17 protein-coding genes are annotated in these 19,359 nt (G+C 71.9%); 6 read left to right on the forward strand and 11 right to left on the reverse strand.

Annotated elements, in window-relative coordinates:
* Window positions 1–177: 177 nt before the first annotated feature.
* The 7 genes from G4Z16_RS25805 to G4Z16_RS25835 form a co-directional block, all read right to left on the reverse strand.
* Window positions 178–1,209, reverse strand: a complete 1,032-nt coding sequence (locus tag G4Z16_RS25805) for an ArsR/SmtB family transcription factor (protein WP_197353037.1) — start codon at window positions 1,207–1,209, stop codon at window positions 178–180.
* 191 nt (window positions 1,210–1,400) lie between these two features.
* Window positions 1,401–3,146, reverse strand: coding sequence for a 2-oxoglutarate dehydrogenase, E2 component, dihydrolipoamide succinyltransferase (gene sucB / locus G4Z16_RS25810; protein ID WP_197353038.1), 1,746 nt, complete (start codon window positions 3,144–3,146; stop codon window positions 1,401–1,403).
* A 54-nt stretch (window positions 3,147–3,200) separates the two neighbouring features.
* Window positions 3,201–4,589, reverse strand: a complete 1,389-nt coding sequence (lpdA, locus tag G4Z16_RS25815) for a dihydrolipoyl dehydrogenase (RefSeq protein ID WP_197353039.1) — start codon at window positions 4,587–4,589, stop codon at window positions 3,201–3,203.
* Between the two features lie 334 nt (window positions 4,590–4,923).
* Complete coding sequence (locus G4Z16_RS25820) at window positions 4,924–6,492, reverse strand: leucyl aminopeptidase (protein WP_197353040.1); 1,569 nt, start codon at window positions 6,490–6,492, stop codon at window positions 4,924–4,926.
* Between the two features lie 213 nt (window positions 6,493–6,705).
* Window positions 6,706–7,479: an adenosylcobinamide-GDP ribazoletransferase gene (locus G4Z16_RS25825; protein WP_246531366.1), complete on the reverse strand. Its 774-nt coding sequence runs from the start codon at window positions 7,477–7,479 to the stop codon at window positions 6,706–6,708.
* A gap of 707 nt (window positions 7,480–8,186) precedes the next feature.
* The gene (locus G4Z16_RS25830) at window positions 8,187–9,305 is read right to left on the reverse strand and encodes a nicotinate-nucleotide--dimethylbenzimidazole phosphoribosyltransferase (RefSeq protein WP_197353041.1); all 1,119 of its coding nucleotides are present in this window, start codon (window positions 9,303–9,305) and stop codon (window positions 8,187–8,189) included.
* Between the two features lie 106 nt (window positions 9,306–9,411).
* Entirely contained in the window at window positions 9,412–10,629 is a 1,218-nt protein-coding gene (locus G4Z16_RS25835; RefSeq protein WP_197353042.1) for a bifunctional adenosylcobinamide kinase/adenosylcobinamide-phosphate guanylyltransferase, read from the reverse strand.
* Window positions 10,630–10,712: 83 nt separating this feature from the next.
* Here G4Z16_RS25835 and G4Z16_RS25840 point away from each other — a divergent pair, with 83 nt between their 5' ends.
* Entirely contained in the window at window positions 10,713–10,940 is a 228-nt protein-coding gene (locus G4Z16_RS25840) for a hypothetical protein (protein ID WP_197353043.1), read from the forward strand.
* A gap of 224 nt (window positions 10,941–11,164) precedes the next feature.
* On the opposite strand, the gene G4Z16_RS25845 is transcribed toward G4Z16_RS25840, so the two are convergent.
* Together G4Z16_RS25845 and G4Z16_RS25850 are read right to left on the reverse strand one after the other, a co-directional pair.
* Window positions 11,165–11,881, reverse strand: coding sequence for a class I SAM-dependent methyltransferase (locus G4Z16_RS25845; protein ID WP_246531072.1), 717 nt, complete (start codon window positions 11,879–11,881; stop codon window positions 11,165–11,167).
* Between the two features lie 82 nt (window positions 11,882–11,963).
* Complete coding sequence (locus tag G4Z16_RS25850) at window positions 11,964–12,563, reverse strand: DUF3043 domain-containing protein (protein ID WP_425508118.1); 600 nt, start codon at window positions 12,561–12,563, stop codon at window positions 11,964–11,966.
* A gap of 345 nt (window positions 12,564–12,908) precedes the next feature.
* On the opposite strand from G4Z16_RS25850, the gene G4Z16_RS25855 reads away from it, so the two are divergent.
* The 4 genes from G4Z16_RS25855 (at window position 12,909) to G4Z16_RS25870 (ending at window position 16,496) form a co-directional block, all read left to right on the forward strand.
* Window positions 12,909–13,712 (forward strand): PspA/IM30 family protein, encoded by an 804-nt coding sequence (locus G4Z16_RS25855; protein ID WP_197353045.1) that lies wholly within the window; start codon window positions 12,909–12,911, stop codon window positions 13,710–13,712.
* Window positions 13,713–13,817: 105 nt separating this feature from the next.
* Window positions 13,818–14,096: a PspA-associated protein PspAA gene (gene pspAA / locus G4Z16_RS25860; protein ID WP_197353046.1), complete on the forward strand. Its 279-nt coding sequence runs from the start codon at window positions 13,818–13,820 to the stop codon at window positions 14,094–14,096.
* A 169-nt stretch (window positions 14,097–14,265) separates the two neighbouring features.
* A complete protein-coding gene (locus G4Z16_RS25865; protein WP_197353047.1) occupies window positions 14,266–15,786 on the forward strand; it encodes a sensor histidine kinase in 1,521 nt (506 codons plus the stop codon).
* Window positions 15,783–16,496, forward strand: coding sequence for a response regulator transcription factor (locus G4Z16_RS25870; RefSeq protein ID WP_197353048.1), 714 nt, complete (start codon window positions 15,783–15,785; stop codon window positions 16,494–16,496). Before G4Z16_RS25865 ends, G4Z16_RS25870 begins: the two co-directional genes overlap by 4 nt.
* 38 nt (window positions 16,497–16,534) lie before the next feature.
* Here the strand turns inward: G4Z16_RS25870 and G4Z16_RS25875 are convergent, their stop codons facing one another.
* Entirely contained in the window at window positions 16,535–17,482 is a 948-nt protein-coding gene (locus G4Z16_RS25875; RefSeq protein ID WP_197353049.1) for a GNAT family N-acetyltransferase, read from the reverse strand.
* Window positions 17,483–17,491: 9 nt separating this feature from the next.
* Window positions 17,492–18,679, reverse strand: a complete 1,188-nt coding sequence (gene nadA, locus G4Z16_RS25880; RefSeq protein ID WP_197353050.1) for a quinolinate synthase NadA — start codon at window positions 18,677–18,679, stop codon at window positions 17,492–17,494.
* 259 nt (window positions 18,680–18,938) lie between these two features.
* Here nadA and G4Z16_RS25885 point away from each other — a divergent pair, with 259 nt between their 5' ends.
* Window positions 18,939–19,292, forward strand: coding sequence for a HesB/IscA family protein (locus tag G4Z16_RS25885; RefSeq protein ID WP_197353051.1), 354 nt, complete (start codon window positions 18,939–18,941; stop codon window positions 19,290–19,292).
* The last annotated feature ends 67 nt before the right edge of the window (window positions 19,293–19,359 follow it).

Consider the following 19,359-nt stretch of genomic DNA (forward strand, 5'->3'; position numbering starts at 1 on the left):
CCCGGGCGGCGCCCCGGGTCTGCCTCTGTCGGGGCGGTCGTCGGCCGGGAACGGCAAGCAACTCCGGCCACGGCCGCCCGAGGGCGCCCCCGCCTGCTCGCAACCGCAGGCGGGGGGCTTGCTGTACCGGATGCCAGTGCGCGCCCCCGCGCGAAGTGCCCGCGTACGCTACCGGCCTTACGTACGGTCCGCGTCCTCCGACTGCTGCCGCAGCAGTGCGCCCCCTGCCGAACTGAGCTGATGGAACACGCTGTTGGCGTGCCGGTGACTGATGATGAGTCCCGCGTCCCGCAGTACCGCAGTGTGCTGGCTCGCGGCCGAGGGCGAGATGCCGACGTGGCGGGCGAGTTCGGTCGTGTTCGGGACGGTGGCCGCGGCACGCAGCACTTCCGCGCGCGTCCTGCCCAGCAGCCGCGCAAGGGGGTCGACGCACTGCGAGAGCTCACCCGCGCCGTGCGGAACGATGGACATCCACCGCGCGTCCCGGTCGAGCGGAAACAGGACCGTGGGCGGCAGTTCGGGATCGGCCAGCGGCACAGGGCGGTTCCAGAGGAACTGGGAGGGCACCAGCAGCAGTCCGCGGCCCTCCAGATGCAGATCGCGGTCCACCGGATGCGTGGGTATCTCCAGCACGGGTGGCCGCCAGCGCATCGCGGGGCGGAAGCTCGCCAGCAGGCCCTGGGCGCCGTCCACTCCACCGGTTTGCAGCGCGCGGATGCGCACGGCGCGGTCGGCAGCCGCGCGACGGCGGATCGTCGGCCAGTACGGGGTGAGTGCGCGGGCGTGATAGCCGGAGATCATTTCCCCCAGGTGCCTGCGGGCGTGCGGGGAGCGGTCCGTCAGGTCCTGCGCCCAGCTCGGGGCGCCGACCCGCTCGTGCAGGATGCCCAGCTCGTGCGAGATGCGCCGGCGCGGCGTGGCGATGATCGCCTCGATGCCCGCCTCCAGGCCCAGCAGTCCCTCGGGCGGGGTGAGGAAGTCGGGGAAGTAGCTGGCGTCGGGCAGGAGCGGCATCAGCTGCCGTACGTCCTCGGTGCGTCCGTGCTTGCGCAGATCGGCCCGGACCCGGCGGCGCCAGTCCGCGAACGGCAGCCGGCCGTAGCGGGCGCGCAGCATGTGCAGGCTGAAGACCGTCTCCCAGAGCGGGTCGGGGCTCTCGGCGACATGCGTCCGCGCGAGGTCGGTACCCGTGAAGTGGATGCGCAGCATGGGGCGTTCTCCGGTGTTTTGTGCCGGGGCCCGATCGTACGCGCGGACGCATCCCCACCGGGCCCGTTTCGCCACCGGAGCCCGTTCCGTACGCGGGCGTGCAGGCGAGCGGCCCGACATACGACGACGGCCCCGCGCGGAACAGCCGGAGCTGTCCGTGCGGGGCCGTCGTGTGACCCTTCAGCGGTGGGTCACAGACCCAGTTCGCCCTCGAACTCGCCTGCTTCCAGGCGGGCCTTGACGTCGCCGAGGTAGCGCGCGGCGTCCGCGCCGTCGACCAGCTGGTGGTCGTAGGACAGGGTCAGGTAGACCATGTCGCGGATGGCGACGGTCTCGCCCAGCTCCGGGTGGTCGATGACCATCGGACGGCGGACGGTCGCGCCGATGCCGAGCTCCGCGACCTGCGGGTAGTTCACGATCACGGTGTCGAACAGCGCACCGCGCGAACCGGTGTTGCTGATCGTGAACGTGCCGCCGGACATGTCGTCCGGGCCCAGCCCGCCCTCGCGGACCTTCTTCGCCAGCTCCGCCGTCTTGCGCGCGATGCCCGCGAGGTTGAGGTTCCCGGCCTCCTTGATGACCGGGACCATCAGGCCCTTCTCGGAGTCCACCGCGATGCCGATGTTCTCGACGTCGTGGTAGGTGATCGTGCCGTCGTCGTTGAGCCGCGAGTTGACGGACGGGTGCGCCTTGAGTGCTTCCGCCGCGGCCTGCACGAAGAAGGGCATCGGGGACAGCTTGACGCCCTCACGCGCCGCGAAGGAGTCCTTGGCGCGGGCCCGGAGCCGCATCACGCGCGTGACGTCGACCTCGACCACCGTGGACAGCTGCGCCTGGTTGTGCAGCGCCTTCATCATGTTCTCCGCGATCACCTTGCGGATACGCGGCATCTTCACCGTCTGGCCGCGCAGCGGAGAGGGCTCCAGCTTCGGCGACTTGGGAGCCGTCGACGCACCCGCGGCAGCGGCGGCCGGGGCAGGTGCCGCCGCCTTGGCGGCCTCCGCCGCAGCGGTGACGTCCTGCTTGCGGATACGACCGCCGACCCCCGTGCCCTTGACGGTGCTCAGGTCGACGCCCTGCTCGTTGGCGAGCTTGCGGACGAGCGGGGTGACGTACGCGCCGTCGGACTCGCTCACGGCGGGAGAGGCGGGCGCCGCCGGCGCGGGAGCCGGTGCGGGCTTGGGCGCGGCCGGAGCCGGCTGCGCCTTCGGCGCGGGGGCGGGCTCGGCCGGTGCCGGCTGCGGCTCGGGCTGCGCCTGCGCGGGAGCAGGCTGAGCCTCGGGCTGGGCGGGCGCGGGTGCGGCCTCGGCCGCCGGAGCGGCACCCGCGGCACCGATCACGGCCAGCTTCGCGCCGACCTCGGCGGTCTCGTCCTCACCGACGACGATCTCCAGCAGCGTGCCGGCGGCGGGCGCCGGGATCTCGGTGTCGACCTTGTCGGTGGAGACCTCCAGCAGCGGCTCGTCCGCCTGCACCTCCTCGCCGACCTGCTTCAGCCAGCGCGTGACGGTGCCCTCGGTGACGCTCTCGCCGAGCGCGGGAAGGACCACGTCCGTACCCTCGGCCGAACCGCCACCGCCACCGCCGGCGGGCGCCGCCGCGGCGGGCTCCGGCTGTGCCTCGGGCTGCGCCTGGGCAGGCTCGGGCTCGGCTGCCGGCTGCGGCTCGGCGGCCGGTGCCTCGGCCGCCGGTGCTGAACCGCCGTCGTCGATCACGGCCAGTTCTGCGCCGACCTCGACCGTCTCGTCCTCGGCCACCTTGATGGAGGAGAGCGTGCCGGCCGCGGGGGCCGGGATCTCGGTGTCGACCTTGTCGGTGGAGACCTCGAGCAACGGCTCGTCGGCCTCCACTTGCTCACCCTCGGCTTTCAGCCAGCGGGTGACGGTGCCCTCGGTGACGCTCTCGCCGAGCGCCGGCAGGGTTACGGAAACCGCCATGGTTTCTGTTGCTCCTAACGGAATGGTGCGGATGCTGGTAGCGCCCGGACTTGGTCAGTCGTGGGAGTGCAGCGGCTTGCCCGCGAGGGCCAGGTGGGCCTCGCCGAGCGCCTCGCTCTGCGTCGGGTGTGCGTGGATCAGCTGCGCGACCTCGGCCGGCAGTGCTTCCCAGTTGTAGATGAGCTGGGCCTCGCCCACCTGCTCGCCCATCCGGTCACCGACCATGTGGACGCCGACCACGGCACCATCGCGGACCTGAACCAGCTTGATCTCGCCCGTGGTGTTGAGGATCTTGCTCCTGCCGTTGCCGGCGAGGTTGTACTTGAGGGTGACGACCTTGTCGGCCCCGTAGATCTCCTTGGCCTTCTCCTCGGTGACGCCGACGGAGGCGACCTCCGGGTGGCAGTACGTCACCCGCGGAACGCCGTCGTAGTCGACCGGCACCGGGTTCAGCCCGGCCAGCCGCTCCGCGACGAGGATGCCCTCGGCGAAGCCGACGTGCGCGAGCTGCAGCGTCGGGATGAGGTCGCCCACGGCAGAGATGGTCGGCACGTTCGTGCGGCAGTACTCGTCGGCGAGGACGAACCCGCGGTCCATGGCGACCCCGGCCTCCTCGTAGCCCAGGCCCTGCGAGACCGGGCCGCGGCCGATCGCGACGAGCAGGACCTCGGCCTCGTACTCCTTGCCGTTGGCGAGGCTGACCTTCACGCCGTTGTCGGTGTACTCGGCCTTCTCGAAGAAGGAGCCGAGCGAGAAGGAGATGCCGCGCTTGCGGAACGCGCGCTCCAGCAGCTTGGAGCTGCTCTCGTCCTCGGCCGGAACGAGGTGGGGAAGTCCCTCGACGATCGTCACGTCCGTGCCGAACGACTTCCAGGCGGAGGCGAATTCGACGCCGATGACGCCGCCGCCCAGGATGACGGCGGACTCCGGGACCCGGTCCAGGAGCAGCCCGTGGTCGGAGGAGATGATGCGGTTGCCGTCGATCTCCAGGCCGGGCAGCGACTTGGGGACCGAGCCGGTCGCGAGGAGGATGTGACGGCCCTCGTAGCGCTGGCCGTTGACGTCGACGGAGGTCGGGGAGGAGAGCCGTCCCTCGCCCTCGACGTAGGTGATCTTGCGGGAGGCGACGAGCCCCTGCAGGCCCTTGTACAGCCCGGAGACCACGCCGTCCTTGTACTTGTGCACCCCGGCCATGTCGATGCCCTCGAAGGAGCTCTTCACGCCGAACTTCGTTCCCTCGCGGGCCTGGTCGGCCAGCTCGCCGGCGTGCAGCAGCGCCTTGGTGGGGATGCAGCCCCGGTGCAGACAGGTGCCGCCCAGCTTGTCCTTCTCGATCAGGGCGACGTCGAGACCCAGCTGCGCCCCGCGCAAGGCAGCGGCATAGCCGCCGCTACCGCCTCCGAGGATCACTAGGTCGAAAACGGTGCTGGCGTCGTTCGCCACGTCACGTCCTCCATGCATGGGTACGCCGGAGCCGGTCTCCTTCAGACCGGGCGGCTGTATTGCGGCCGCTGTACTGCTCGGCCCTGGACTCGGCTTGGTGAAGCCGCGCTGGGGCCCTGTCCTGCCGGGGACCCATCTTCGCACTTGTCGGCGGGCTGCGGGACGCGGGGCCGTGTACCCAGCGGTACGGCCGTGATCGCTGAAGGCGAACCGGGCCGTACCGCGGGGTGACTGCCTGACGTACCCCTGAAAAGCGGCGGAAAGTGTGACGCTCCTCACGTAGCTCCGCACGCATCCGCGGAGAGGGGGAGGAACGGGCGAACGCCGCGGTGTATCAGGGGAGCTCGCCGGCCGCCGCACGCTCGGCGACACGCACCAGGGTGCGCACTCCGGAGCCGGTGCCGCCCTTGGGGGTGTAGCCGAAGGGGCCGGAGTCGTTGAACGCGGGCCCCGCGATGTCGAGATGCGCCCACAGGACGTTCTCGTCGACGAACTCGTTGAGGAACAGGCCCGCCACGAGGCCGCCGCCCAGCCGCTCGCCGATGTTGGAGATGTCGGCGACCGGGGACTCCATGCCCTTGCGCAGATGCGTCGGCATCGGCATCGGCCAGGACGCCTCGCCCGCTTCCTCTGACAGTTCGTGGACCGTGGTGCGGAAGTCGTCGTTGTTGCTGAGAACACCGAAGGTGCGGCTGCCGAGAGCCAGCATCATCGCCCCGGTGAGGGTGGCCACGTCGACGAGCGCGTCCGGCGACTCCTCGCACGCGCGGGTCAGGGCGTCCGCCAGTACCAGCCGTCCCTCGGCGTCGGTGTTGAGGACCTCGACGGTCTTGCCGCTGTACATCTTCAGCACGTCACCCGGACGAGTGGCCGAGCCGGACGGCATGTTCTCGGCGAGCGCCAGCCAGCCGGTCACATTGACGCGCAGGCCGAGGCGGGCGGCCGAGACCACGGCAGCGAACACTGCGGCGGCGCCGCTCATGTCGCACTTCATCGTCTCGTTGTGGCCCACGGGCTTGAGGGAGATGCCGCCCGAGTCGTAGGTGATGCCCTTGCCCACGAGGGCGACGGTCTTCTTCGCCTTGGGGTGCGTGTGGGAGATCCTCACCAGGCGCGGCGGGTTCGCCGATCCCTTGCCGACCCCGAGGATGCCGCCGTAGCCGCCCTTGGTGAGTGCGCCCTCGTCGAGCACCTCGATGTCCAGGCTGTGCTCCTTGGCGGCCGCCTTCGCGCGGTCGGCGAAGGCGGCCGGAGTGAGGTCGTTGGAGGGGGTGTTGATCAGGTCGCGGGCGCGCCCCACCTCGGTCGCGAGCACCTCCGCGCGCTCGGCAGCGGCCTTGTGCGCCTTGTCCCGCGGCTTGGCGCCGACGACGGTGATCTCGGCGAGCGGGACGCTCGCGCCGTCCCGGTCCTTCTCACCGCGGCTGCCGCCGCCCTTCCTGCCGCTCTTTCCGCCGCTGTCGGAGCTGCGGTAGGAGGTGAAGGAGTAAGCACCGAGCAGCGCGCCCTCGGTCACGGCGCCCACGGCCGCCGCGTCGTCGACGGGCAGGGCGAACGCGGCCTTCTTCGTGCCGGCCAGGGCACGGGCGGCCGTGCCGGCGGCGCGGCGCAGCGTCTCCAGGTCGTAGGACTCGTTCTTGCCGGGCGCCTCGCCCAGACCGACGGCCAGCACCACCGGCGCCTTGAGCCCGGCGGACGGCGCCGGGAGCTTCGTGGTCTCGCCCTCGCTGCCGACCGCGCCGAGCGCGTCAAGGGTCGCGGCGAGCTTCCCGCCGTACGCCTTGTCCACGGCCTCGCCGCCCAGAGCGACGACCGGGCCCTTGGCGCCCTTGGCGACGCCGATCACGACGACGTCCGCGCGCTGAGTCGTGGCGGACGAGGTGCTGAGAGTCAGAGCAGACACGGTGAGAGGGACCTTCTTCCTATTCGGACGCCGGAGCGGCGGATCGCCGGATACGGGTGAACGGCTTCCGGCACATCGGGCATCGTATGCCCGCGCAACACGTGTTGTGCCTGAGACCTTACGCCCACCACGGAGGTCAACACCGGTCCCCTGGGCGGGGACTGAGGCCCTTGCGCGGCCGGCCGGCGCAGGCGGGCCGGCCCGGCCGGAGGGTCAGCCGAAGGCGAGCACGACGAGCGTCACGGTTGCCGCGCACTCCGCCAGCGCTCCGAAGACGTCGCCGGTGACGCCGCCGAGACGGCGGCGGCAGTGGCGCAACAGCAGCTCGGCGGCGGCCAGTCCGATGGCCACGGCGAAGAGGTACGAGACGGCACCGAAGAGAGGGTTCCACCACAGGTTCACGATCGCGCCCGCGGCGGCGCTCACCACGGCGACGCCCGCGGCGACGATCACCGCCGTACGTGCGGGAACCGTGCCCGCGACGACGGAGCCGAGGCCCTCCGGACGTGCGGCAGGAACACCCGAACGGGCTGCGAGCGTGAGCGCCGTGCGCGCGGTGACGGCCGAGACGATGACGGCGAGCGCTCCGTGCGCCCAACCCCCTTGACCGTAGAGCTCGTTGATGACCGCGACCTGCGCCAGCAGGGCGAGGACGAGGGTGATCACCCCGAACGGCCCGATGTCCGACTGCTTCATGATCCGCAGCGCGCCCTCGGCGGGCTTCGCGCTGCCCAGACCGTCGGCGACGTCGGCGAGACCGTCGAGGTGCAGGGCCCGCGTGAGGACGGCGGGCACGGCGACGGAGACGATGGCGGCGAGCAGCGAGGACGTACCGAGCAGGAGCGCCAGCAGGCTTGCGGCGGCGGCCGTGAGCCCGACGAGCAGACCTGCCAGCGGGGCCCATTCCATTCCGCGGCGCGCGGACCGGCGGTCCCAGCGTGGGACGTTCACCGGGAGAACGGTGAGCGTGCCGAGCGCGAAGCGGATGCCGTCCTCGGCGGAGGCGGCCGCCTCCGCGGCCTTGCCGGGGCCCTTGCGGTCCTTGCCCTCGGCCGGTCCGGTGGCCCCGCGGTCGTCCCCCTCGCGGGACTTCTCCTCACCGGGCTTCTCCACCCGGGTCTTCTCCTCGGCGGGCTCATGAGGTTCGCGGTCCCGGTCCTCGCGGTCCGGGTCCTCGCGGTCCGGGTCCTCGCGGTCCGGGTCCTCGCGGTCCTGGTCCTCGCGGTCCTGGTCCTCGCGGTCCTGGTCCTCGCCGTCCTGGGCCTGGCCGTCCCGGTCCTTGCGAGGCTCGCCGAAGGGGCCGTCCGGGCCGGACTTGCCGGGCCCGCCGGCCTGTCCGGGCCCGTCCGGGGGAGTGGTAGCCATCGAAGCGCAGGCTAGCGCTTCACGGTCCGCAGCGGCACCGCTCGCGCGCGACCCGTCCAGGGCGCTTCGCATGCCGCGTCGCGGGCGCCGCCGTCAGCTGGTCCCGTCAGTGAGACGGGCCGATCGGTTCGGTGCCGCGACCGGGCCCGGACGGCATGCCAGGTCAGGACGTATGCCAAGTCGCTGCCGGAGCGGGGGAGTTGGCGGCCCTGACCGTCCTGCACGGGGACAGGCGTGCCCAGTTGATCAGAATGAGACTTCGCCGAAGGCGGGGCGCGGTTCCGGCCGGACCCGGTGAGAGCTCAGGCCGCGAGCGCTCCCGCGAGTGCTCAAGTCGCGTCCAGCGCGGGGGAGTCCGCCGCGCCGTCGCCCTCGCCGTCCTTCTCGTCGACGGCGTCGTCCCGTACGGGAAGCTGCGCCGCGAGTTCCGCCGCCGCCTGCACCAGCGGCAGGGCCAGCAGTGCCCCCGTGCCGCCGCCGACCTCCACGCGCTGCTCGATCAGCGGGTCGAGCGCCATGCGGTCGAGCGCCTTCTCCTGTGCGGGCTCACTGGTCGCGTGGCCCGCGACCCACCAGTCCGGGGCCCTGAAGGCGACCCGCTGAGCCACGAGCGCGCACGCCGCGGTGACGACGCCGTCGAGCACGACGGGCGTGCGCCGTACCGCGGACTGGAGCAGGAAACCGGTCATCGCCGTCAGGTCGGCGCCCGCGACCGCGGCCAGCAGCTCCAGCTGATCTCCCAGCACGGGCCGCGCGCGGCGCAACCCGTCCCTGATGGCCGCGCACTTGCGCATCCACGTCAGATCGTCGATCACCCCGCCGCCCCTGCCCGTGACGACCGACGCGTCGGTGCCGCAGAGCGCCGCGATCAGCGTCCCCGCGGCCGTCGTGCCGCCGACCGACAGATCGCCGAGAACGACGAGATCCGTGCCCGCGTCCGCCTCCTCGTCGGCGACGGCCATCCCCGCGCGGAAGGCGGCCTCCGCCTCCGGTCCGGTCAGCGTGTCCTCGATGTCGAGACGGCCGGAGGAGCGGCGCACCCGGTGCCGCGTCACCTCTTCCGGGAGCTCCGACGGTTCGCAGTCGAGCGCCATGTCCACGATCCTGACCGGGACTTCGAACTTCCTGGCGAGGATCGCGGCGGGCGTCGTGCCCTCCAGCGTCTCCCGCACCAGCGTGTGCGCCGTACCGGCCCGGTGGGACGAGACGTCCAGCGAGGCGACACCGTGATCCCCGGCGAAGACGACGAGCCGTGGCTGACGCAGCGGCTCGACGGGCAGACGTCCCTGAGCCGCCGTCAGCCACTCGCCCAGTTCGTCGAGCCTGCCCAGCGACTCGGGCGGCAGGCCCGTCCGCGCCCTCCGCTCCTCGGCGTCCCGGCGCAGTCCGCCGTGCGGGCGCTCGATGAGATCGGAGAAGTCGTCCAGGTCCAGGGTGCGGTCAGTCATGTAGGCGAAGCGTACGGTACGGACCCGGTGCGTACGGCGGTGCGGTGCCCACGCACACAGGGGTCGTGCCCGGGGTTCCGCGGCGCCTTCGGACGAGGCCCTGCCGTCAGCCGCGCAGCTGCTGCGCGATCCCCGCGGTGACCAGCAGCACGTGCTCGCACTCCCCGGCGAACTCCGTGTTCAGACGGCCCAGTTCGTCGCGGAAGCGCCGCCCCGACGATGTCTCGGGGACGATGCCCGACCCGACCTCGTTGCTCACCGCCACCACGGTCCGCCGGGTCTCCCGCAGCGCCGAGACGAGCTCGGAGACCCGTTCGCGGAGCATCCGTGAACCGACGGTCGCCCAGCGCTGGTCGTCCCAGGCGCCCACGGTGTCCATCGCGTCCGTCAGCCACAGGGCGAGGCAGTCGATGAGCAGCGGCGGGCCCGGCTCCTCCAGCAGCGGCACGAGATCGCAGGTCTCGGTGGTGCGCCACGAGGCCGGGCGGCGTTCCTTGTGCGCGGTGATCCGGGCCGCCCACTCCGCATCGCCTTCGCGGGTGCCGCCCGTCGCCACGTAGACGACACCGGGGAAGGAGGCCAGCCGCTGTTCCGCCTCGACCGACTTCCCGGACCGGGCTCCGCCGAGTACGAGCGTGCGGCGAGGGATCTCGGGGACGTCCGGATACTCACCGACGACGAGGGTCGTGCCGTCCGGTTCGGCGTGCGCTCCCGCCGCGGCGAGGCGCCGGTGCAGCTCGGGGCCCGGCGGTACGTCGTGGTCGATGTGGACGGCGACGACGTCGGTCGCCGGGCCGACCGCCCCGGCCTCGCGCAGCCGGGCGAGCGCCTCGGGGCGGCCGATCACGTCGAGAAGCACCATGTCGTAGGGCGACGAGACCGGTTCGCGTCCCTCTTCGAGGCCCGCGGGCGCGGCCCTCGGCGGCAGGTAGAGGAGACGTTCCCCGTCGGGCCCCGTCACCTGGTAGCCGGTGCCGGGCGAGTCCAGGGCGACGGCACGTATGCGGTGGCCGCTGATGAGCGCGAGATCCTGCCGCTCGGCGACGCGCAGAGGTGCGGGAAGCCCCGCCGGGAACTCCGTCGCGGGACCCTCGTGCGGGTGCGAGAGCAGCACCTGCCGCACGCCGTGCAGCGACCGTCCCGCACGGGCGGCCGCGAAGGCGGGACCGGGGGTGAGGTCGAGCAGCACGGTGCTGTCGACGAGTACGGCCGTGGCCGCGCGCGTGTTCGTACGGCCCCTGGCGCAGGCGGCGCACACGGAGCACGGGCAGTCGGGTCGCGGGAGTCCGGAAGGAGCTCCGGTGCCGAGCAGTGTGAGTTCCACCCCCCGATCGTCTCGTGCGCGGTCTTCGCCCGCTCACTCAGGATTAGTCTGCGGGCAGCAACAGTCGATCTCTGGAGGCATTCATGGCGTGGACGTGGCGGTTCGAGAAGGCCGACGGGTCGGAGACCGAACCTGCCGTAGCGCCCGAGGAGTTCCCCACCCAGGGCGATGCCGAGTCCTGGATCGGCGAGGTCTGGAGGGACCTGCTGCAGGGCGGCACCGACCAGGTGACGCTGTTCGACGACGGCAGCAAGATCTACGGCCCGATGAGCCTGCACGCCCAGGAAGGCTACGAGGGCGAGAACGTCTAGGAACGGGCGATGGCGGAGGGTCCGCCTGCCGTGAACCGGCGCAACCGGTGAAGACGGAGCGGGACGCGTCCGGGTGGAATCCGCCGGGACGCGTCCCGCTCGGCGTTCCCCATGGCAAGGGGGCCGTGAGCCGCCACCCGAGCGGAGCAGCCACCGGGCGTGGTTCGACGTGCACCGCCCGCCGGCGTCCGCGAAAGGAGAGCCGGAGGCTGGTGGCCGCCGTCTCAGCCGCCCCGAACCCCGCAGATGTGCAGCATCGCCGCCACCGAACGGTACGGATCCAGGCGCCCGGCGTGCTCCTCCACCGTGAGCATCCGCTCCGCCTTCTCCTCCTCGGCGGGGCATTGGCGGCCGAAGATCCCGACCCCGTACCACTGCCGCAGCGGCGTGCCGATCCCGGCGAGGCCCCTGGTCAGCGTCTCCAGGCGCAGGGCGCTCCCGGTCCGCTCCGGGAAGTCGAGCGCGGCCAGGGCCGCGTCCCAGTCGCCCGCGCGGCCCGGATGCATGGCCAGGGCCATGTCGTTGCGTATCAGCAGGGACAGCAGCCCGCCGGCGTCCAGCACGCGGGCGAGACCGGCCAGCGTGGTGCCGGGGTCACGCGCCTGGAGCAGCCCGCCGTGGCACAGCACCACGTCGAAGGCGCCGGGCAGGAAGTGCGCACCCGTGTCCTCGCTCCCGCCCGCCACGAGCCGTACACGCCCGCGTGTCTCCTCGGGTTCTTCGGCGAGGTCCTTCTCGAAGAGTTCACGCAGGTCGGGATCGGACTGCAGCCCGGTCACCGCGTGGCCCGCACGCGCCAGCCGCAGGGCCTGCACCCCGCGCCCGAGCCCGACGTCGAGCACGCGCAGCCGCTGGTCGGCGTCGAATGCCGCCGATATCTGCTCATCGAGCTGACGGGCGAGGAGCCGCTGCCCGAGCTGCCCGGGATCACTCAGGTCCACGGCGCACCCACGGCGCTTCGACGACGGTCCGCGAGGTCCGAGGCCGTGCGGACGGTGCGCCCCGGCCTCCCCTGCCGCCCGTTCAGGGCTTCTCGCCGCGTGCGACCTGCGGCTTGGGCAGACGCATCTTGCGCAGCTGGAGCGTGCGCATCAGCGCGTAGGCGACGGCACCGCGCCTGGACTCGTCCGGGAAGCGCGCCCCGAGGTCCCTCTTGAGCCGGAAGCCGAGCCCGATCGAGTCGAGCACGATCATCACGATCACGAGCAGCCAGAGCAGCAGCGAGATGTTCTTCAACTGGAGCGAGGGCATCATGCTCAGCACCAGGATGATCACCGCGATCGGCAGGAAGAACTCCGCGACGGACCAGCGGGAGTCCACGTAGTCGCGGGCGTAGCGCCGCACGGGACCCTTGTCACGCGCGGGCAGGTAGCGCTCGTCGCCGCTCGCCAGCGCCTGACGCTGCCGCGCCATGTCGCTGCGGCGTGCCTCGCGCTGCCTCTTCGCGGCCTCCCTGCGGTTGGCCGGTGCCTTGGCGAGGGTGCGCCGCTGCGACTGCGCGTCGCTGCGCTTGGGCGTCGGCCGGCCCTTCGGAGCCTGCGGATCACGGGTCTGCTGGGGCTCGGCGGCGGTCACCTTCGTGGTGGGAGCGGCCTGCCCGTCCTTCGAACGGCTTCGGAACACGCTCCCAAGCCTACGATGCGGCGCGGAGGTCCCCCAGAGCTCTGCCGGGAACGATCTCGCAACACCGGGCCGTGCCGATCCGGCAGGCTCCTGCCGGTGCCGCATCCGTCCGGACACCGTCCGTGCACGTCCGTACCCATCGCTACCGGCCGAAACGTCGTTCTCCGGCGCCTGAACGCGGGCCCGCATGTACTCCCTGCGCCGGAGGCCGCACGTCGCGATCGTCCTTCAGGAGGAGCCCATCCGCCGTCGAACAGTGCGGTAATGGAACCAGGGCCCGTAGTCTTGGGTCTTGAAGGTGTGCTGCTGAGGCTCAGTCCGTTACGAAGGGGGCGCGCGAGGCCCATGAGCGGTGTCATGAAGCGTATGGGGATGATCTTCCGCGCGAAGGCCAACAAGGCCCTGGACCGGGCCGAGGACCCGCGCGAGACGCTGGACTACTCGTACCAGAAGCAGCTGGAGCTGCTGCAGAAGGTGCGTCGCGGGGTCGCCGACGTGGCCACGTCCCGCAAGCGCCTGGAGCTGCAGATGAGCCAGCTGCAGGGCCAGTCCACCAAGCTGGAGGAGCAGGGCAAGAAGGCCCTCGCGCTGGGCCGCGAGGATCTGGCCCGCGAGGCGCTCTCCCGCCGTGCCGCGCTCCAGCAGCAGGTCACAGACCTGGAGACGCAGCACCAGACGCTGCAGGGCGAGGAGGAGAAGCTGACGCTCGCCTCCCAGCGCCTGCAGGCGAAGGTGGACGCCTTCCGCACGAAGAAGGAGACCATCAAGGCCACCTACACGGCGGCGCAGGCACAGACCCGCATCGGCGAGGCGTTCTCCGGCATCTCCGAGGAGATGGGCGACGTCGGCATGGCGATCCAGCGTGCCGAGGACAAGACGGCGCAGCTGCAGGCCCGCTCCGGTGCGATCGACGAGCTGCTCGCCTCCGGCGCCCTCGACGACCCCTCCGGCATGGCGAAGGACGACATCACCGCCGAGCTGGACAGGCTCTCCGGCGGTACGGACGTCGAGCTGGAGCTCCAGCGGATGAAGGCCGAGCTGGCCGGCGGCACGGACAGCGGCGGGCAGCAGGCCATCGAGGGCGGCAGCGGCACCGGGCAGGCCCAGGAGCAGCAGCAGTCGCAGGACACCCCGAAGTTCGAGAAGTAGCGGCCGGCAAGCAGCACGGGGAGCGCCGCGTGCGGCGCGGGCTCCCCGACTCCGGAGCAGTGACACCGAGAATCAGCTGAGGGCCCGCGCCAGAAGGAGAGCGACATGATCGTACGGATCATGGGGGAAGGCCAGGTGAAGCTGGACGACAGCCACTTCGCCGAGCTGAACAAGCTGGACGACGAGCTGCTCTCCGAGATGGAGAAGGGTGACGAGGAGGGCTTCCGCCGGACGCTGACGGCGCTCCTCAACGCGGTACGCACGATGGGCACCACTCTGCCCGACGACGCCCTGGAGCCGTCGGAGCTGATCCTGCCCGCACCGGAAGCATCCCTCGAAGAGGTACGGGAGATGCTCACCGACGACGGCCTCATTCCCAACTGAGCCTCCGGACCGGCCGGTCCGGAGGGCGATCGGAGCACGCGGGGAGCCGGAGCGACCCGGCCCCGCCCGACGCCGTCCGGCCGGGCAGTCCGGTCCGGTCACTCATCGAGCCGACGTGCCCGACACTCCCGAAGCGTCCGACCGGCCTGACGCAGCAGACGAGCCCCCGATGACGGCGAAGCCCGCAGCAGGCACCTTGAGCGATGTGCGGCGGTGGATGCACGCGCATCCGTACGCCGTCGACGCACTCATCGCCCTGGGCGCCTTCGTGGCGATCCTGCTGGGTGCCGCCGCGCGAGCCTCCGGACAGGAGATCAGCCCCAGATTCGGCCGCCGCGAGATCCCCCCGCAGACGGCTCTGCTGGCGGCGCTGGCCTGCGCGGTGCTGGTGCTGCGCCGCCGCGCGCCGATGCCGGTGCTGTGCATCACCGGACTGGTGACCGTCGTCGGCCTGGTCGTCGACCCTCGTGCGGGCGATCCCTCCGCGGGCCACCGCGCGCCCGTCGTCATCGCCGCGATCATCGCGCTGTACACGGTCTCGAACCGCACGGACCGCGTCACGAGCGTCCGCGTCGGCGTCGTGACCGTGGGCGTGCTCACGGCGGCGGGCATGCTGCTGGGCAGCCGCCCCTGGTACGCGCAGGACAACCTCGCCACCTTCGCGTGGACGGGCCTGGCCGCTGCCGCCGGAGAAGCGGTACGCAGCCGCCGGGCGTTCGTCGACGCCATACGGGAGCGTGCCGACCGGGCCGAGCGCACCCGGGAGGAGGAGGCCAGGCGCCGCGTGGCCGAGGAGCGCATGCGCATCGCCCGCGAGCTGCACGACGTCGTCGCCCACCACATCGCGCTGGTCAACGTCCAGGCCGGGGTCGCCTCGCACGTCATGGATCAGCGGCCCGACCAGGCGAAGGAGGCGCTGGCGCACGTACGGGAAGCGAGCCGGCACGCGCTGAACGAGCTGCAGGCCACGGTCGGTCTGCTGCGCCAGTCCGGGGAGAGCACGGCGCCGACCGAACCGGCACCGGGGCTCGGCGTCCTGGACGAGTTGGTCGAGGGCTTCACCAGGGCCGGGCTCTCGGTCTCGGTGGACGTCGCGCCGGAGCGGGAGGCCGCTTCCGTGGGGGAGGCGGCGGAAGCGCCACGGGCCCTGCCGTCCGCCGTGGATCTCACTGCCTACCGGGTCGTGCAGGAGGCGCTGACGAACGTGCAGAAGCACGTCGGGACGGGGGCGCACGCCGAGGTGCGGATCGTCACCCTGCCCGGCGAGCTGGAGATCACCGTGACCGACGACGGCGAGGGCGACGGCGCGGCCCCGGAGGAGACCTCGGAGAACGCGCACACGGCCCGTGGGGCGGACAGGGCGGACAGCGCGGACAGGACGGCGGGCGCGGCGCCGGGGGCGGCAGCGGCGGCAGGCGCGGCGGAGGAGCAGGAGGCGGCGCAACCGGCTGCCGTGCCCGCCCCGCCCGCGGCGGCCGCAACCGACACGGGCGGCGGCGGGCACGGCCTGATGGGGATGCGGGAGCGCGCCGCCGCACTGCACGGCGTGTGTGAGACGGGTCCGCTGCCGGAGGGCGGATTCCGGGTGCACGTACGGCTGCCGCTCCAGCCCCGCGACCGCGCGGACGCCCGCCGCGGCGACGGAGGCGGCTGGGCGGGGCCCCGGGCCGAGGAAGGCGCGTCGGCATGACGATCCGCGTGGTGCTGGCGGACGACCAGACGCTGCTGCGCAGCGCCTTCCGGGTGCTCGTGGACTCCGAACCGGACATGGAGGTCGTCGCCGAGGCGTCCGACGGCGCCGAAGCCGTCGACGCCGTACGCGCTACGGGCGCCGACGTGGTGCTCATGGACATCCGGATGCCGGGCACCGACGGCCTCGTCGCCACGCGAGCCATCACCGCCGATCCGTCGCTCGCCGGGGTCCGGATCGTCATCCTCACCACGTTCGAGGTGGACGACTACGTCGTGCAGGCCCTGCGTGCGGGCGCCTCCGGCTTCCTCGGCAAGGGCGCGGAGCCCGAGGAGCTGCTGGCCGCGATCCGTACGGCCGCCAAGGGCGAGGCCCTGCTCTCACCGGCGGCCACCAAGGGACTGATCGCCTCCTTCCTGGCGCAAGGGGGCGCCTACGGCACCGTGGAGACGGACGGCGGGGAGGGCAACGGCGACGAGCGCGGGAACGAGGAGGGCCCGCTCGACGTGCTGACCGGCCGGGAGCGTGAGGTGCTGACGCTGATCGGCGGCGGCCTCAACAACGAGGAGATCGCGCAGCGGCTGTCGGTCAGCCCGCTCACCGTCAAGACGCACGTCAACCGCACCATGTCGAAGCTGGGTGCGCGTGACCGGGCCCAACTCGTCGTCGCCGCCTACGAGAACGGGCTCGTACGACCCGGCTCGCACTGACGGCTTTCTCCTTCCCGCCCGTGCCGGTCCCGGATTCCCTACAGGAAGCCGCCGGAAGGGATGTACGGCGAGGGCGGCCGCATCCCCCGGAGGCAGAGGTAGCCGGCGGTGGTCAGCTCCAGCCCCGCGGCCAGTCCGACGTCCACGGCCCACTGCTGGTCCGCCGTCAGATCGTGTACCGATGCGCGGGTGCCTTCCGGGAGACTCAGCAACGCGGTGGTCAGCAGCCGGGTGGCGTGCCTTCGCGAAGTGGCGGCGAGGAGTTCGACCCGCCCGTTCTCACGCAGATAGCAGTAGCCGCTGCCGGCGAGATCGTCGGAGACGAAGACGCGGTGGTGGCGCAGCAGGAACTCGTGGTCGACCCCGTGCGCGCCGCCGCGCAGCCGCCGGTCGACGGAGTCCATCAGGTCCCGCTGTGCCGGAGAGCCCACGATGACCGGGCCGTCGGGGGCCGCGAGCCGGGCGCCGTCGACGGTCCCGTGCAGCCGCATCGCCGGATGCAGCTCGAAGCCCGCCTTGCGGTAGGTGCGGGCCGCGACGGGGTGGCGGGAGCAGCTGATGATGCCCCGCAGACACGCCCGGCCGTACCGCATCGTCCGCTCCAGGAGCGCCGTGCCCACGCCCTTGCCCTGCGCCTCGGGCAGTACGGCCAGGAGCGCCAGCGCCCAGGTGCCCTCCCGGATGAGCGACTGGGCGGCACCGACGGGACGCCCGTCCGCGTCCGCCGCGACCCAGCTGCCGCCGGGATCGGTCCGTGCCAGATGCCGGATCCGCTCACGGCTGCGTGCGGGCTGCCCGGGGTCGGGGCCGGCACCGTGAGCCGTCCGGACGGGCACGAGGGGAGCGGGCGAGGGCTTCTGGCCGTGCGGCGCACCGGCGCCCGCGGTCCCGCTGTCGGCTCCGTGCGACGCGGCGAAGGACGCCTCGGCCAGCTGCCGTACGGCCTCGGCGTCCTCCTCGGTGTCCCGCACCGGTTGCAGCAGCATCGCCGCAGATTACGGCAGGGCCAGCATGCGTTCCAGGGCGAGCTTCGCGAACTTCTCCGTCTCCGCGTCGACTTCGATCCTGTTCACGACGTCACCGTTCACCAGCGACTCCAACGCCCAGACCAGATGGGGCAGATCGATCCGGTTCATCGTCGAGCAGAAGCAGACGGTGCGGTCGAGGAAGACGACCTCCTTGTCGGGGGAGTAGCGGGCCGCCAGCCGCCGCACCAGGTTGAGTTCGGTACCGATGGCCCACTTCGACCCCGAGGGCGCTGCCTCCAGGGTCTTGATGATGTGTTCCGTCGAGCCGACGTGGTCGGCCGCCTCCACGACCTCGTGCTTGCACTCCGGGTGCACGAGCACATTGACGTCCGGGATCCGCTCGCGCACATCCCGCACCGAGTCGAGCGAGAAACGCCCGTGCACCGAGCAGTGGCCTCGCCAGAGGATCATCTTCGCGTCCCGCAGCTGCTGCGCCGTGAGGCCGCCGTCAGGCTTGTGCGGGTTGTAGACGACGCAGTCCTCCAGGGACATCCCCAACTCCCGCACGGCGGTGTTGCGTCCGAGGTGCTGGTCGGGCAGGAAGAGCACCTTGCCGCCGCCCTCCCGGCCGTTCTGTGTCCCGAAGGCCCACTCCAGGGCCCGGCGCGCGTTGGACGACGTGCAGATCGTGCCGCCGTGCCTGCCCGTGAACGCCTTGATGTCGGCAGAGGAGTTCATGTACGAGACGGGCACCGTCACATCCGCGACCCCGGCCTCGGTGAGCACGTCCCAGCACTCGGCGACCTGCTCGGCCGTGGCCATGTCGGCCATGGAGCAGCCCGCCGCCAGGTCGGGCAGCACGACCTTCTGCCGGGCGGAGGTGAGGATGTCGGCCGACTCGGCCATGAAGTGCACGCCGCAGAAGACGATGTACTCCGCGTCGGGCCTGGCCGCCGCGTCCCGCGCCAGCTTGAAGGAGTCGCCGGTGACGTCGGCGAATTCGATGACCTCGTCACGCTGGTAGTGGTGGCCCAGTACGAAGACACGCTCGCCGAGCTTCGCCTTCGCCGCGCGGGCACGCTCGACGAGGCCGGGATCCGAAGGGGCGGGAAGGTCCCCGGGGCAATCGACCCCGCGTTCGCTCTTCGGGTCCGACTCGCGGCCGAGGAGCAGCAGCGCCAGCGGAGTCGGCTGTACGTCCAGTGGGGCGGTCACGGCACCCACCCTTCCTCTTCTCCATCGCCGCAAGCGGCTTTTCGTCTAACTGACGCTATTTATCATAACCGCTTCACGTCAGTTTGACGATGGCGTTCGCGTCGATGTGACGCATTCCCAGTCGCTCCGGGCGTGTGCGAGCATGAGGGAGGAGACGGAACTGAAAAGACCGAAAATGACGTGTCCCCTGGAATGAATCCGGGACGCCGACGGTTGCAGTCGGCGGCAGAGCAGTCCGAACAACCCGGGAGAGAAGCAGATGTCCGTATCGGACGAGACCGCTGTGAGCGACGGCATCATCCTGTCCGACGCCGCCGCGGCGAAGGTCAAAGGCCTGCTCGAGCAGGAGGGCCGTGACGACCTGGCACTTCGGGTCGCCGTCCAGCCCGGTGGCTGTTCCGGCCTTCGGTACCAGCTCTTCTTCGACGAGCGCTCCCTCGACGGCGACGTAGTGAAGGACTTCGACGGTGTGAAGGTCGTCACCGACCGGATGAGCGCCCCGTACCTGGGCGGCGCCTCCATCGACTTCGTCGACACCATCGAGAAGCAGGGCTTCACGATCGACAACCCGAACGCGACGGGTTCCTGCGCCTGCGGCGATTCCTTCAACTGACCGGGCTGACCGGCAGGCTGAACAAGACGAAGGCGGCGGACTCCCCCCACCAGGGGTCCGCCGCCTT

Origin of the sequence: Streptomyces bathyalis (assembly GCF_015910445.1) — a bacterium.
In the GTDB taxonomy this organism is placed as follows: Bacteria; Actinomycetota; Actinomycetes; order Streptomycetales; family Streptomycetaceae; genus Streptomyces; species Streptomyces bathyalis.